Here is a 15322-nt window from a genome sequence, read left to right as displayed (position 1 = left end):
CACGTAGCAACTCATGCCTCTCAAAACGGGGCTTTTTTATTTCTGGGGATAGTTGAATGGCAACTCTGCGTGAACTGATTATAAAAATCTCAGCAAACTCCCAGTCGTTTCAGTCAGAGATTGCCCGCGCCTCACGCATGGGAAGTGACTACTACAAAACCATGCAGAACGGCGGACGGCAGGCTGCGGCCGCTTCGCGAGATACCCGCACAGCCCTGGCCGAGGTGTCGGCTCAACTCAATGAAACAAAATCTGCAGCAATGGGGTTGGGTGGGGCTTTTGCTGGTGCGTTCGCAACCCAACAGCTGATCAACTATGCCGATACCTGGACTCAGCTCAATAGCCGCCTGAAACTTGCCTCGGGCAGCGCCGAAGAATTCACTCAGAACCAGCGTGTACTGATGGATATTAGCCAGCGCACGGGAACAAGCGTAGAGGCAAATACCAACATGTTCTCGCGCATGTCATCGTCGCTTAAGCAGTTGGGCTATACAGCATCCGATACTGCAAAGGTTACGGAGCTGGTGGCCACAACACTCCGACTTTCTGGGGCCGGTGCGAGTGAAGCCTCTGCTGTGATCACCCAGTTCGGCCAGTCTATGGCATCAGGTGTGCTGCGCGGGGATGAGTTCAACTCCATCATGGAAAACGGAGGGAGGTTCGCTCAGGCGCTGGCTGATGGCCTTGGCGTTAATGTCGGGCAGTTGCGCGCGATGGCAGAAGCGGGGCAACTTACGGCAAACACTGTAATGCCAGCTTTGCTCGGTCAGCTATCCAGGATACGAACTGAGGGTACCCAGATGGGCGCGACCGTCGCGGCTTCAGCGCAACGTGTGGAAAACGCCTTTATGGCCTGGGTTGGCGGCGCCAACCAGGCGAGCGGTGCGACCAGCTCCCTGGCTGGCGGGCTCGACTCCCTGGCCGAAAATATTGATTCAGTGGCAACTGCAGCAGGTGCATTGGTTGCCGTTGGTCTGGCGAGATATCTTGGTGGCATTGTATCCGGCACCGCATCAGCCACTGCTGGGGTGTTGAACGCAGCAAAAAGCGAAGTTGCTTTGGCCGAAGCCCAAGTGCGCGGTACTCAGATTTCTACGGCGCGAGCTCGCGCGGCTGTGTATCGCGCACAACAGGCGGTGGTTGCCGCACGCGGTACTGATGCTCAAGCTGCAGCGGAAAAGCGTCTTTCAGCAGCTCAGCAATCTTTGGGGCGTAATATTGCCGCCAGGACTGCCGCGCAAGGGGCTTTGAATAACGTGACAGCCGTTGGATCGCGGCTGATGGGGCGCGCGCTGGGTCTGATCGGTGGAGTGCCGGGTCTGGTCATGCTTGGCGCTGGTGCATGGTACACCATGTACCAAAACCAGGAGCAGGCTCGTAGATCCGCACAGGAATACGCATCCACCATCGAAGAGGTTCGCGCCAGCACAAAGAACCTCAGCCTTTCTGAAACCACCGACAATCAGGCCAAAACCCGGCAGGCTCTGGATGAGCAAAACCGTTTGGTTGATGTTCAGTCATCTAAGGTGAAAAGCCTTAAGGAAGAAATTGCTGGTTATCAGTATGTGCTAGCCAACCCTGGACCGACAACCAGCGGTGGCTTCATGATCAACCACTTAACTTCTGTAGAAACGGCCACAAGGGGGTTAGAAAATGCCACCGCGGCTCTGGCAGTCGAGCAAGAGCGGTTGGGCCAGATGCAGGCAAAATCTCAGGACATTCAAAGTGTGCTTGAGGGACTTGAAAACCGCAGGGTTGCTTTAATTCGCCAGCAGGCCGCCGAGCAGAATGCAGCCTACCAGTCACTGCTGATGATGAATGGCCAGCACACGGAATTTAACCGCCTGCTGGGGCTGGGAAATAGTTTACTGATAGCGCGACAGGGGCTTGCCGCTGTTCCGATGCGAATGCCACAGGCTGAAATTAGCGGCAAGCAGGCTGATGCTTTAGAGAAGGCAAGGCAGGACCTGGAGCTGTCAAAACTCAAAGGCGAAGCGCGCGAGCGCGCACGCCTTGGGTTTTTTGCTGATGCTCTTGGCCTCACCAACGATCCCGAGTTCCAGACTGCTCGACAGAATTACATCGGCACAAGCCTGGAAGCCTGGCGCAACAACGAGGCCAGCAAACCTCAGAAAAAAACGCCCAAATCTGACGAGCAAAAAGCATCTGAGAAGCTGGAGGAAACCTACAAGCGTCTCATCAGCCAGCAGCAGGAACAGATCGCTCTCTCCGGGCAAAGCACCGATCTCGCCAAAACCAAATATCAGGTTACCCGAGGGGAGTTAGCCGCTTTAACTGAAAGCCAAAAGGCAGAACTGCTGCGTAACTCCGCTGCGCTTGATCACCTCAACGCGGTTGAGCGCCTGAAATCCCTGAATGAAGATCTGTTAAAACCAGAGGAGGCGCTGCTAAACACCACCCGGGAACGTATTAAGTTGCTGCGGGAGGCAGCTCCAGCTACCGAAGAATACCGTAAGACCATGGAGCGCATCTCGAAAGCTTCAGTTCAGGAAGCGCCGAAGTTTGGCGGTATCGATTCTTCCGTCGGTGGTGCCAGCGGCGAACTTATACGCGTCGCTGATGCGCAGAAGGAACTGGCAAAATGGTACGACACTCAATTGGAAATGCAGGAAGAGCTGCTCGATCAGAAGGAGATCAACGAGCAAACCTATGCAGACCGTGTCGCTGAAATCAATAAGCAGAATGCTTCGCAATTAGAGAGCATTCAGGCGGGATACACAACTGCCAGCCTGGCTATGTTCTCTGACCTGGCGGGTCAGTCAGCGCAGATGCTACAGAGCATCGGACAGGAAGGCAGTATCGCCTATAAAACGCTATTCATCGCCAGCAAGGCGGCCGCTATGGCGCAGGCCGTGATCAACACCGAGCTTGCAGCAACTAAAGCTATGGCGGAAGGCGGCCTTATTATGGGGATACCTGCGGCCACAGCAATCCGCGCTGTCGGCTACGCATCAGTAGCGATGATCGCTGGGCAATCGCTCGCTGGCATGGCGCATGATGGGATTGACCGTGTGCCGGAAACTGGAACCTGGTTGCTCCAAAAAGGGGAGCGAGTAGTTACTGCCAGCACGTCGGCCAAACTGGACGCAACCCTGGAGAGGGTTCAGCAGTCCCGGCAGGCTTCTGCTGGTGGGACCTTTCACATCCAAAATTCATTCACAGGCAAACCTGACGACGCAACGCTGATGGCGATTGACCAGCGAAACCGACAGTTGGCAGTTTCAATCCGTAAAGAAATGGCCGCCCAGGTTGTCAAACCTGACAATGACTTTGGCCGAGCCTTGAAATCCATGTATCCGAACAGGAGGCAATCATAATGGCGGATTTAGCATCGTACCCGCACGATTATCTGCCGATGCCACTTCAGGATGGCTATGGTTTTAAACCTGTCAGCCCTCTACAGAGAACGCAAGCAACTTCAGGCCGTTCACGACAACGGCGCAAGTACACGTCAACGCCAACGATCGCCACCGTGAACTGGATTTTCACGAAAAATAACCAGGCGCAGCTGTTTGAATCCTGGTTTCGTGATGTGCTTACGGATGGTGCTGCGTGGTTTCTGATGAGGCTGCAGACGCCACTTGGTTGCCAGCAAACCTATAAATGTCGGTTTACCGATGATGCCTATGAGGGCCCGACCCTGGTGCCACCTAAATACTGGCGCTTCAGTGCACAGCTGGAATTGTGGGAGCGACCTTTGCTACCGCCTGGTTGGGGATTCTTTCCTGAGTTGGTGGCCGGATCTGACATCTTCGATTTTGCGTTAAATGAGGAGTGGCCAGAAGCATGACCAGTTCCGTGCTGAACCGACTTTATGCCTCCTCTGGCGAAGAGGTCATACTTGATACCCTGCAGATTAATGTTGGCGGCCAGAGCTACTGGCTGACCCGCGGATGGGATGATATTACTGTTACCCTTGAAACCGGAGCGCAGGCCACTTTCACCGGCTCTGCCATTGATGTAGCGCTGCCGGCACGCAATTCCGATGGAACTCAGGATCTCAAGTTCGCCATCAGCAATATCGACGGTGTGGTATCGACTGCAATCCGTAATGCACTCGACAACCTCAGCAATGCCTCTTTGACCTTTCGACGTTATATTTCCACCGATTTGTCGGCACCTGCCTCTCCGCCATTCACCCTGGCTATTAAAGAGGGCTCATGGACCGCAACGGAAGTGCAAATCACCGCTGGCTACATGAACATCCTCGATACGGCGTGGCCCAGATTTCGCTATACGCTCCCACTATTCCCCGGACTACGTTACCTGCAATAGGGAATCACCATGTTCAATCCTGATAAATACCGTTCTGTCGAGTGGCAGAAGGGAGGGCGCGCTTACCCCGCGCTGGACTGCTTTGGCATCGTCAATGAAATCAGGCGCGATCTTGGCCTGACGCCGTGGCCTGATTTCGCCGGAGTGACGAAGGATGATAACGGCCTCGATCGGGAAGCGCGCGGACTGATGGCTGGCCTGTCGCGATGTGAACCGGCCCCGGGCGCGGGTATCGCCTGTTATTCCGGCTCAGTCGTGACACACGTTGCCATCGTTGTCGAGATTAATGGCCAGCTGCGCGCCGCAGAGTGCAATCCCCGCACTAACGTAACCTTTTTGCCGCTGGCGCGGTTTGTGCGCCGTTTTGTCCGCGTGGAGTATTACCAGTGACGATCCGAATCTATCCATCCCGCTTGCCGGGCGAACCGCTGGAAAAGCACGAACACGAAACGATGACCCTCAGCACCTGGTTTACGCAGAACGTGAAGGACTGGACGTCGGATCAGCAGCACCCGGTCGCGGTGGAAATCAACGGTATTTCCGTCCCTCCTGCAGAGTGGCCACTGTGCATAATCAAGCCCGAAACTGACGTCCGGATGTATCCGGTGCCCTACGGCACCGGAGCAGAGATCGCATTGTGGGTCGCTGTCAGCGTAGCCGTTGCCTCTGCTGCGTACAGCATCTACATGATGAGCACAATGTCTCAGGCTGGCGGCGGCGGTGCCCAGGCAGCCAGCGGCGACCAGATTGACCTCAACCCGGCCAAAGCGAATGCGGCGAAACTGGGTGACCCCATCCGGGAAATCTTCGGCAAATATCGTGTCTGGCCTGATTACGTCGTGCAGCCAGTGAGCCGGTTCGTCAACGAGACCAGCATGGAAACCAGCATGTTCCTGTGCGTGGGTGTCGGCGATATGGTGATTAACCAGTCCGACATCCGGATCGGTAATACACCAATCTCTGCGTTCGGTACTGACGTGCGTTACACCCTCTACCCGCCTGGCGCCACAGTGTCCGGGGACACGCGCACTGAAAACTGGTTCAACTCACCCGAGGTCGGGAATACCGGTTCCGGTACCGCCGGGCTGGACCTGGGCTCAAGCGGTCCGGAGACGGTCAGTATTATCGCTGATGCGCTCGTGGTGTCCGGGAACTCGATCACGCTGGTGGACGTATCAGCATCTGGCGGCGATGAGGAGATCCCCCCGTCGTGGACGGTTGGAACGGTGATCACCGTGCTGGCACCTAACTCTTATACCGTGGTGTCGTCCGGCGGTTACAGTGTGATTTATGGCGGGGTAGAGGAGCTGGCACCAGTGGTCGGAATGCCGGTAACACTGAACTATAACGGCAACGACTACGACCTGGTGATCGCCAGCTACGCCCCGGGCGTGCCGCCGGTGCCTGGCGTAGGCGGCAGCGCCGCCAGCATCACCGCCAGTGCCGCGCCGACGACATACGATTTCAGCAGCATGCCTGTGACGTTCAGCATCAGCTGGCAGGGCACGACCTATCCGGTATCGCTGGTGACCAACTACGTCACCATGTCAGGCCTGATTTCCTCAATCACTTCGCAACTCTCCGGCTCCGGCCTGGTCGCGCGCGATAACAGCGGGCGACTTGAAATCGGTGAGGTCAGCAGCCCTTATGCCGGTGGGTCCATCACTAACAGCCCGTTACCGGTTGCTGCGTTTGGTGATGCCCCGGTTAACATGGCAGGCGTGAAATCAACTGGCGGCACTGCGGAAGTCAGGGCGCACATTACCCTGGCCTACAACAGCGCCACTGGCACCCAATTCATCGGACTGCCGGAGGGCATTCAGCGCTTCTCCCTGGGTCTGGCCGGGAACCAGTTCCGGATTACCGATGTGGACAGTCAGACCATTTCCGTTGAGCGGCTTACTGTAACCACCGGCTCGGGTGGCGAGACTATTACCACACCTGACCCATCGTGGCCTGGCTTCACTGAGCGCACGCTGCTGGATGCCACCGTGACGGGCGTCAGCGACGACTACGAATGGGTTGGTCCGTTCCTTGCCTGCCCCGACGGCGAAACGCTGGATGCATTCGAAGTTAACATCAACTTCCAGAGCGGCCTGGTGCGTTACACCGACCAGGGGAATAAGCGCTCCATGCCGGTACGCCTGGTGATCCAGTATCGCAAGGTTGGCGCCACCACCTGGCAGCAACAGTCTCCGTTTTATTCACGCAGCACCGAAAACCAGATCGGGTTTACGCATCGCTACAGCGTGTCGCCGGGGCAATACGAGATCCGGATGCGCCGCACCGAACCGGTTAAGGGTGGCAGCACACGCGACCAGGTATTCTGGCAGGCGCTGCGATCCCGGCTGAGCAAGCGCCCCACGAAGTACGACGGCGTCACCACCATGGCGCTGACTGTACGCACAGGGAACCGGCTGGCAGCAATGTCAGATCGCCGGGTAAGCGTCACGCCAACCAGGATTTACAGCGGAGGCAGAACGGCACGGAGCATCAGCGGTGCGCTATACCATGTGCTGGAGTCACTGGGATTCACGGCCAGTCAGATTGACACGGCGACGATTGATGCGCTGGAACAAACCTACTGGACGCCCCGCGGGGAGAAGTTCGACTGGGCGAGCGGTGAGAGCAAATCAGCGCTCGAGGTGCTGCAGAAAATCACCAACGCGGGGATGGGGTATTTCCTGCTGTCTGACGGGCTGGCGTCGGCCGGAAGGGAAGGGATTAAACCCTGGGTAGGCATGATCACCCCACAGGAAACCACCCAGGAACTGCAGACCGCGTTCAAAGCGCCGTCACAGGACGATTACGATGGTGTGGACGTGACCTACATCAATGGCACCACCTGGGCAGAGGAAACAGTGCAGTGTCGTCTTCCTGGCAACCCCACTCCGGTGAAAATTGAGAGCTACACGCTGGACGGCGTTCTTAATGAGGACCGTGCTTATCGCATCGGCATGCGTCGGTTGCTGGGCTACCAGCTGCAGCGCCTGCAGCACACAACCTCAACAGAGATGGATGCGCTCTGCTATGAGTTCATGGATCGCATTGTGCTGGCCGATGACATCCCAGGCAGCCAGACGCTGAGTTGCCTGATTACCGATATGACGTACGACAGCAGAAAAATCACCATGACGCTCAGTGAGTCGCCGGACTGGTCGTTCCAAAATCCGCGCGTGATTATCCGCCATCAGGATGGCCGGGCCTCAGCAATGGTTGTGCCGACACGCATTGACGACTTCACCATCTCGGTGCCTTACAGCACAGCGCTGGAGCCGGAGTTGTGGGCAATGAACGATCCATACATCGAGCCGCCGCGCCTGCTGTTCTGCTCTTCGGTTCGAGTCCCGTACGATGCACTAGTCGGTGAAATAACGCCAGGTAACGATGGGATCAGCCAAGTAACAGCCATCCAGTATCATCCGGGCAAATACGCCTACGACGACGCCACATATCCCGGCGACGCCGCCTGATAGCAATTCAAATTATTTGACCCGCTACGGCGGGTTTTTTATGCCTGGAGTAATAATGACTACATATCGTACGAACAATCCATTAGGTTCAGTTGACCCACGCGATCTTTATGATAACGCCCAGAATTTCGACAACGCAATGAACAGCATTACTTCTGCTATCTGGCTTGACCGCTTTGGCAGAAGTAGACATACCTGGTATGGGCTTGAGGGAATGGCAATAAAGACTATTTCCGATATTAATGATGCCGGCAAGCAAGCCATCAGAGAGCTTGGTTACATCACGATGGACTCCTTTCAGGCTGGCGCAACCCTTACTCTGCCAAACCAGATACTGCGCGACACAACTACCGGAGAATACTATCGCTGGGATGGCACATTCCCCAAATCAGTACCTGCGGGATCTACTCCTGCAAGCGCCGGGGGAATCGCTGTGGGTGCCTGGCTTAGTGTTCCCTTACTGACGCATATAAACCCTGATCCACATGGGTCTGTGGTGCAGGCGATGGTTAACGGCATGCCGGTTAAAATTTGCGTGGTGGGGGACTCAATCACCAACGGAGTAACTGTCAGTACTCCTTTTCCGTATCGGCTTGGTGAGATTCTCAGGGAGTGGTACAACAACCCGAACATCGAAATAATCAAAAGAGGCTATTCCGGGCACGACACCGGACAGGTGCTTGCAGAACACATGGATGAGATTATCGCTGATAATGCTGACCTGTATTTGATAGCCTTGGGTGTAAACGATGCCAGGCAGGACAGGGGGATAAGCGTTGACGATTACGAGCATAGTCTCATGGAGATGTACCGCCAGCTGTCATTCTCCGCTGTGTCCTTCTGCTCACTCACAGATGTAGTTGGGCTACTGGCGACAGACATTACCAACCCGTATGCAATCAATGCATATCGCAGCAGAATGCGGCATGTTGCGCAGTTACTTGGCGCCAGATACATCGACAGCTTTTCTATTATGCAGCGCTTTCTCTTCAATCGCGGTGATGCGCGCGGACGCCTGAGCCGTGACCGGCTGCACTGGAATCAGGCGGGTTATGACCTTATAGCCGAATCGATTTTCATGGACGGTTTTGCCGGTGTTAATCTGGAGATCCAGCCAGGGCAATTTATTGACAACACGACAGCTGCTTATCGTGGTGTAAATAATATTCTCAATACCCTGAACTGCCCATATTCTGTGTATGTTAGGACCCAAGCAGCTTCCACGTCGAAGTTATTCATTTTTAACACGTCACTTAAGCCAGCTTATTTGCTCGCTCATTTCACCAGTCAGCTTACTCAGGACGGGGTGGTTTCCGGTCAGGTAACAGTTAAGAACTCGGTAGAGCCAGCCAGCAGGACATACACGTTAGATATTGCTAACGCCACTGGAATTCCTTCCAACTTCTTTAGTGAAGTACCTACAGCGGTTTGTGATTTGGCTCCCGGCTTGAATATCATTTCATTTACTACACCTGCGGATAAAATATGCAGGGTTGTTGGCTTCACTGTAAAGGAGTACAGCGGCCGGTACACGAATGCTATGCGTGAAAAGGCTAAGATTGGCAATAAAATCCAGGAAGGTTTGGCTGGAATGACAGGGAATAATCAGAACACCAAATTCTACCAAGAACTTGCGTTTAACCGTGTCGGTTCCAACCAATCAAATGGTGCAGATAGCAACGCTGACTATACCGTAACTAGTGCTTTCGCCACTCTATCGCCAAGAGTTTATGGAGAGTCACGCTTCCGTATTCGCGGTTTTTTTGGTACGAACAGCCGTTTGTTCTTAGGGACGCAAATTAAATCTTCATCCGAGGCTGAAGGGTGGAGTTCGAATTATGTAGCCCTCTTTAATCTAGATTTCCTTGGTAGCGCAACTTACATGGCTCTGACGTCATTTACAGGAACAACTATCTCAGTAAATAACATTGCAAACCCCCGTGGCGACCAGTGTATCGATATTGTTACCAGTGAGGCAGGGACACAGTTTTATTTGCAGGGTAATCTTCTGTGGAGTACTGCAATCAAGCTTCCTGAATGCGATCTGTTCGTTTCCAGTAGCTACAACTCTCTATCAGAGGGGGTCGTAATTGAGACGGTTGCAGAGATAGGAACGGCTGTTACCCCAAACAGTTTTGTTCCCGGAGAACGTTGGTTCACTCATGCAGATGGAAAGATGAACATTGTTGATAAAACAGGAACTCATAAGGCAATTCAATATGTATAAATGATTTTGGATGGCCCGTATTTATCATGCGCCTACACATTAAGATCTGATATCTTATCGGCACTTTTACCTCTCTGAACCCACCTTGGTATCGCACTGCGTGGTACCAAGGTGATTCAGTTGGTTATTACACTTGTAAAAATAAGATGCATGAGGGCACACAGTGAAACGTCAGATCCGGTTAAAAGAATGGGAGCCAGGAACCAAACGAGTAATGGCACCACCTGCAAGCTTGATTGAGCTGTCAGATGGAAGCTTACCGCCGGATTCAGTTAACGTTACGATATCGAGTGATGGTTTCGTCTGTGATCCTAATCGTCCAGAAGAATTTGAATCCCGAGTCATCGTAATGGGTGATAGCGTGGTTGAATGCTCATATGTTCCAGAAGGAAAGCGTTTTACAGACATTGCAGAGAAGGAGCTTCGTTCAAGAGGGGTTTCAGTCAGGGTTGAAAACGCCGGAAGGTCGGGGGCGACGATCCTGCAATTGACGCTTGCACTGCAGGCAAAAATTATCCCAATGCGGCCGAACAAGATCGTCTTAATGAACGGTATCATCGATGCCGATGCAATTCAGTTTGCCTCTGGCCTGTGGTCGAAAGGGGACTACATCAACCCTATCGAAGAAGAAAAAGTTGGGCATCCAGCTCCTAAGAAATTACCTGAACTAGATTTCACAGCCAGGTCTAAATTCCTGCGTCTTTTCGCTGATACCTGCCGTTTGTTCGAAATAGATCTGGTGATCGCTACCACGCCTCTTCGTGACAACGATGAATACATGGAACGTTATTTAGCCAAGAATGGCCAAAGAAATATCAGGGTAGAAGCTGTTAATCAAAATACTCGCGAGTTTTGCTCAAACAATGGTGTGAAGCTTATTGATCTCGACAAACTTGTTAACCGAGATCCGCAATATTTTTATGACTACTTCCATTTTAATCCAGCCGGTGCCGAGTACGCGGGACGCCTACTGGCTGAGGGATTGGTAGCTTAAGAAATGTGAAGAGGTGGTTATATACCACCTCTTTCTCAAGGTTACCTTTCAGGAGCCTTGAGCTGGAGTAGGGATTACAGCGTATAATTTTGTTCCAACTGGAAGCGCTTCAATAGCATCTAAGGAATAGTCGATATACTTTTGGTTGGTCAGTTCGTCAGACTCATCTCTCTCAATCCCAAAAACTACCTCACCAAATGCTTCTTTCCCCACCAAAGAAAGCAGAGCCTCTGCCATTGCCTTCCACTCGTCCATAGTTGCAGGTTGAGCGTTGTCTGTGCCAGCTGTGTTGAATGCTGCCAGTTCTGCAAGCCGATCCTTGCTTGGTAATTTCTGTAACATGGTAATCCTCTTTTTTCTTTGGCTGCAGATTGGTGATGGTCTAATTTTCTAACGGAGCCAAGAGGAAGAATACTAAAACTTTTCAGGCATGACGTCACCCTCTCAACTATGAAGCTCGGTAAATTGCACAAGCAGGTCAGTCAGTAAGGAAGATTAATAGGCGCCGCCGCATTGATCTGCACGCTCTTTAAAACTACTGTATATAAAAACAGTATAAAATTAGGAGTGGTTGTTTATGGAATTTTACACGCCAGCAGAATTGCGCGGCATTGTCGCGCTACCCCTTTACGCGAGTCTTGTCCAGTGTGGGTTTCCGTCACCGGCGGCAGACTATGTTGAGCAGCGCATCGATTTAAATGAGCTGATGATCCAACATCCCAGCGCAACATATTTTGTCAAAGCGGCGGGTGACTCAATGAGTGAGGCAGGCATCAGTGACGGAGACCTGCTGGTGGTGGACAGTTCCAGAACGGCTGAACACGGCGATATTGTCATTGCAGCGGTAGGTGGCGAATTTACCGTTAAACGCCTGCAACTGCGCCCGACGGTGCAGCTGAATCCCATGAATAGTGCCTACTCACCGATCGTAGTGGGTAGCGAGGAAACCCTGGATGTCTTCGGGGTGGTGACGTACATCGTTAAATCAACAAGCTGATATGTTTGCCCTGGTGGATGTGAACAGCTTTTATGCTTCGTGCGAAACGGTGTTCAGACCCGACTTAAAGGGGAGGCCTGTCGTCGCCCTTTCGAATAATGACGGGTGCGTTATTGCACGTAGTGCTGAGGCCAAGCAGATTGGGATAACAATGGGCGAACCGTTCTTTAAACAACGGGATTTGTTCCGGCGTTATAACGTTGCCACCTTTTCCAGCAATTACGAGCTGTACGCGGATATGTCGAACCGGGTGATGACCACGCTTGAGCTCATGTGCCCCCGCGTGGAAATTTACAGTATCGACGAGGCATTTTGTGACCTGACAGGCGTGAGGAACTGCCGGAATCTGGAGGATTTTGGTCGGGAAATCCGCGCCACGGTTTTGCAGAATACGCATCTGACCGTCGGTGTCGGCATTGCTCAGACTAAAACCCTGGCGAAGCTGGCGAACCATGCTGCGAAGAAATGGCAGCGGCAGACGGGTGGCGTGGTCGATTTATCAAATGTCGATCGCCAGCGCCGGTTAATGTCTCTCGTTCCTGTCGAGGACGTCTGGGGCGTAGGGCGCCGTATCAGCAAAAAACTCAATGCCATGGGTATCAAAACTGCTCTCGATCTCTCAGAGCAAAGCACCTGGGTTATCCGGAAGCACTTCAATGTAGTGCTCGAGCGAACCGTGCGCGAGCTACGAGGAGAACCCTGCCTCGAAATGGAAGAGTTCGCGCCGGCCAAGCAGGAAATCGTCTGCTCGCGATCATTCGGTGAACGAGTAGTGGAATACGAGCAAATGCACCAGGCGATCTGCAGCCATGCAGCGCGCGCTGCGGAGAAACTGCGCGGTGAGCACCAGTACTGCAGGTATATTTCCGCTTTCGTGAAAACCTCACCATTTGCGATCAATGAGCCGTACTACGGGAATAGCGTATCCGTGAAACTGCTGACGCCAACACAGGACACTCGCGACATCATCAAGGCCGCAGTACGTTGCCTGGATAACATCTGGCGTGAAGGCCACCGGTACCAGAAAGCGGGCGTGATGCTCGGTGACTTTTTCAGTCAGGGTGTTGCTCAGCTGAACCTGTTCGACGACGCTGCGCCACGGCATAACAGCGAGAAACTGATGGAGATTCTTGATCGTCTCAACGCAAAAGACGGAAAGGGGACACTGTTTTTTGCCGGGCAGGGAATACAGCAGCAGTGGCAGATGAAGCGGGATATGCTTTCGCCTCGTTACACGACGAGATTCTCCGATCTGCTGATCGTGCGCTGAAAACAACGACAGCGAAACTATCGAGGGTGCTGCCGCGCAGCAGTTGCATAAAGAAGAAACGTCTCTCATAAAAAAAGCCCGCATCAGCGGGCTTCTTATCGCTCGGGAGCCGCGGCTCCTTTGCGTATCCTTTTTTGTCCCCTCACCGTCTGGTCGGTGTCCTGCTGAGACTGCTAACTTCCTGTTATTGCTAGTGATGTCCTATCACTGTCCAATCATGATTGGTGGAGCTGGCGGGAGTTGAACCCGCGTCCGAAATTTCTACATCCTCGGTACTACATGCTTAGTCAGTCTTTACATTCGCTGGCCAGCTGCGGACGGACACGCCACTGACAAACTAGCCTGATTAGTTTTAACGCTTCAACCCCAGGCAGGGCCTCCACGCGATCTCTTTTGGGTTTGACCTCTCTTTGATCCCCGTCTTAAGAGCGGAAGCTAGGGAGAGAGGGCTCTTAGCAGGTTATTAAGCTGCTAAAGCGTAGTTTTCGTCGTTTGCGACTATTTTTTTGCGGCTTTTTACGAGGCAAACCGCCCCTCGGCATGCACCTTGGGTTTCGCAAATCCCGTCGAATCCAGAATCAGCCCCAATAGTGTTACAGCAAGTATACCAGAATTTGCAGACCGGTTACCACCCCGGAACGCTAACTTATTGAATCGCTCAATAAGTATCCGGAAATTAACGGCCTGCGTGCTTCATGATGCGCGCTTTATCGACCTGCCACTCGCGATCTTTCACATCGTTACGCTTGTCGTGCTGCTTCTTACCTTTCGCCACGCCGATTTTCACTTTGCACCAGGCGTTCTTCCAGTACAGCGACAGGGCGAGCACGGTGTAACCTTCGCGGTTGATACGCCCGAAGAGCGAATCCAGCTCACGTTTGTTCAGCAGCAGCTTACGGGTGCGGGTCGGATCGCAAACATAGTGAGAAGAGGCGACCGTCAGCGGCTGAAAGTTCGCCCCAAAAAGAAAGGCCTCGCCATCCTTAAAGATCACGTAGCTGTCACCGATGTTGGCTTTACCCGCGCGCAGCGATTTAACTTCCCAGCCCTGCAGCGCAAGGCCAGCTTCGAATTCTTCTTCGATGAAATACTCGTGGCGGGCACGCTTGTTGAGCGCAATGGTTGCCGAGCCAGGTTTATGTGCTTTTTTCTTCGTCATAAGTGTCGTAAAGCCGTAGGTAATCTGATGTCAAAAAGTCACCTCATTGCGTCCTGTGAGGTCTAACGCGCTATATTAGCATGAGATAAGGCTCAGCGTTTTTTTAACAGGTGATAAATGTTATTATTTGTTGGTTGTTTGATCAGGAAAAATGTTATGCCTCAGATTAGTCGTACTGCGCTTGTCCCTTACAGTGTGGAACAGATGTACCAGTTAGTGAATGACGTACAGTCATATCCGCAGTTTATCCCGGGGTGCACCGGGAGCCGCGTGCTGGAGTCAGGCCCGACGCAAATGACGGCGGCAGTGGATGTCTCCAAGGCCGGGATCAGCAAAACCTTCACTACCCGTAACACGCTGACCAATAACCAGAGTATTCTGATGCATCTGGTGGATGGTCCCTTCAAAAAACTGATGGGGGGATGGAAGTTCGTTCCGCTGAGTGCCGATGCCTGCCGGATCGAATTCCATCTTGACTTCGAGTTTACCAACGCCCTGATTGAGCTGGCGTTTGGCCGCATATTTAAAGAGCTGGCGGCCAATATGGTTCAGGCGTTCACCGTGCGCGCCAAAGAGGTCTACAGTGCAGCCTGAGATCGTGGTGGAAGTGGCTTACGCGCTGCCGGAAAAGCAGTATCTACAGCGCGTTACGCTGGAAGAGGGCGCGACCGTTGAAGAAGCGATCCATGCTTCTGGCCTGCTGACCTTGCGAAGCGATATCGATCTGGCGAAAAACAAAGTCGGTATTTACAGCCGTCCGGTGAAGCTAAGCGATACTCTGAAAGATGGCGATCGGGTCGAGATTTACCGTCCGCTGATTGCCGATCCGAAGGAGCTACGCCGTCAGCGTGCGGAGAAAGCGGCTAAATAAGCGGGGTTTCCCCGGCGGCGCTGCGCTTTCCGGGT

13 protein-coding genes and 1 other RNA gene are annotated in these 15322 nt (G+C 53.3%); 11 read left to right on the top strand and 3 right to left on the bottom strand.

Annotated features, from left to right (window positions below; all coding sequences use genetic code 11):
• Window positions 1-56 precede the first annotated feature (56 nt).
• From ACOKCT_RS21665 to ACOKCT_RS21635, 7 genes are all read left to right on the top strand, one after another.
• Entirely contained in the window at window positions 57-3338 is a 3282-nt protein-coding gene (locus ACOKCT_RS21665; RefSeq protein ID WP_420193871.1) for a phage tail tape measure protein, read from the top strand.
• Complete coding sequence (locus ACOKCT_RS21660; protein ID WP_097429116.1) at window positions 3338-3811, top strand: hypothetical protein; 474 nt, start codon at window positions 3338-3340, stop codon at window positions 3809-3811. Before ACOKCT_RS21665 ends, ACOKCT_RS21660 begins: the two co-directional genes overlap by 1 nt.
• Window positions 3808-4296 (top strand): DUF1833 family protein, encoded by a 489-nt coding sequence (locus ACOKCT_RS21655; protein WP_163368878.1) that lies wholly within the window; start codon window positions 3808-3810, stop codon window positions 4294-4296. Before ACOKCT_RS21660 ends, ACOKCT_RS21655 begins: the two co-directional genes overlap by 4 nt.
• A gap of 9 nt (window positions 4297-4305) precedes the next feature.
• Window positions 4306-4686 carry a nitrite transporter gene (locus ACOKCT_RS21650; protein ID WP_392494912.1) on the top strand — a complete coding sequence of 127 codons (381 nt, stop codon included), beginning with the start codon at window positions 4306-4308 and terminating at the stop codon, window positions 4684-4686.
• Window positions 4683-7769, top strand: coding sequence for a host specificity factor TipJ family phage tail protein (locus ACOKCT_RS21645; RefSeq protein WP_420193870.1), 3087 nt, complete (start codon window positions 4683-4685; stop codon window positions 7767-7769). The genes ACOKCT_RS21650 and ACOKCT_RS21645 overlap by 4 nt, the downstream gene beginning before the upstream one ends.
• Window positions 7770-7824: 55 nt before the next feature.
• Window positions 7825-9996, top strand: coding sequence for a GDSL-type esterase/lipase family protein (locus ACOKCT_RS21640; RefSeq protein WP_420193869.1), 2172 nt, complete (start codon window positions 7825-7827; stop codon window positions 9994-9996).
• Window positions 9997-10159: 163 nt separating this feature from the next.
• Entirely contained in the window at window positions 10160-10990 is an 831-nt protein-coding gene (locus tag ACOKCT_RS21635) for an SGNH/GDSL hydrolase family protein (RefSeq protein ID WP_420193868.1), read from the top strand.
• 48 nt (window positions 10991-11038) lie between these two features.
• Here ACOKCT_RS21635 and ACOKCT_RS21630 read toward each other — a convergent pair whose 3' ends face one another.
• Window positions 11039-11332 (bottom strand): hypothetical protein, encoded by a 294-nt coding sequence (locus ACOKCT_RS21630; RefSeq protein ID WP_420193867.1) that lies wholly within the window; start codon window positions 11330-11332, stop codon window positions 11039-11041.
• 235 nt (window positions 11333-11567) lie between these two features.
• Here ACOKCT_RS21630 and ACOKCT_RS21625 point away from each other — a divergent pair, with 235 nt between their 5' ends.
• Window positions 11568-11987, top strand: a complete 420-nt coding sequence (locus tag ACOKCT_RS21625; protein ID WP_420193866.1) for a translesion error-prone DNA polymerase V autoproteolytic subunit — start codon at window positions 11568-11570, stop codon at window positions 11985-11987.
• 1 nt (window position 11988) lies between these two features.
• Window positions 11989-13257, top strand: a complete 1269-nt coding sequence (locus tag ACOKCT_RS21620; protein ID WP_420193865.1) for a Y-family DNA polymerase — start codon at window positions 11989-11991, stop codon at window positions 13255-13257.
• Window positions 13258-13479: 222 nt separating this feature from the next.
• Here ACOKCT_RS21620 and ssrA read toward each other — a convergent pair.
• Window positions 13480-13843: a transfer-messenger RNA gene (ssrA, locus tag ACOKCT_RS21615) on the bottom strand.
• A 90-nt stretch (window positions 13844-13933) separates the two neighbouring features.
• Entirely contained in the window at window positions 13934-14416 is a 483-nt protein-coding gene (smpB, locus tag ACOKCT_RS21610) for an SsrA-binding protein SmpB (RefSeq protein WP_103180795.1), read from the bottom strand.
• A gap of 156 nt (window positions 14417-14572) precedes the next feature.
• Between smpB and ACOKCT_RS21605 the strand changes: the two genes are divergently transcribed.
• Complete coding sequence (locus ACOKCT_RS21605) at window positions 14573-15010, top strand: type II toxin-antitoxin system RatA family toxin (protein ID WP_197080107.1); 438 nt, start codon at window positions 14573-14575, stop codon at window positions 15008-15010.
• Entirely contained in the window at window positions 15000-15287 is a 288-nt protein-coding gene (locus tag ACOKCT_RS21600) for an RnfH family protein (protein ID WP_103180793.1), read from the top strand. Before ACOKCT_RS21605 ends, ACOKCT_RS21600 begins: the two co-directional genes overlap by 11 nt.
• Window positions 15288-15322: the final 35 nt, after the last annotated feature.

Source organism: Leclercia sp. M-A074-M, from assembly GCF_965195605.1.
Lineage (GTDB): Bacteria > Pseudomonadota > Gammaproteobacteria > Enterobacterales > Enterobacteriaceae > Enterobacter.
Note: the sequence above shows the minus strand (reverse complement) of the source record. Positions and strands in the feature narration are given on the sequence as shown.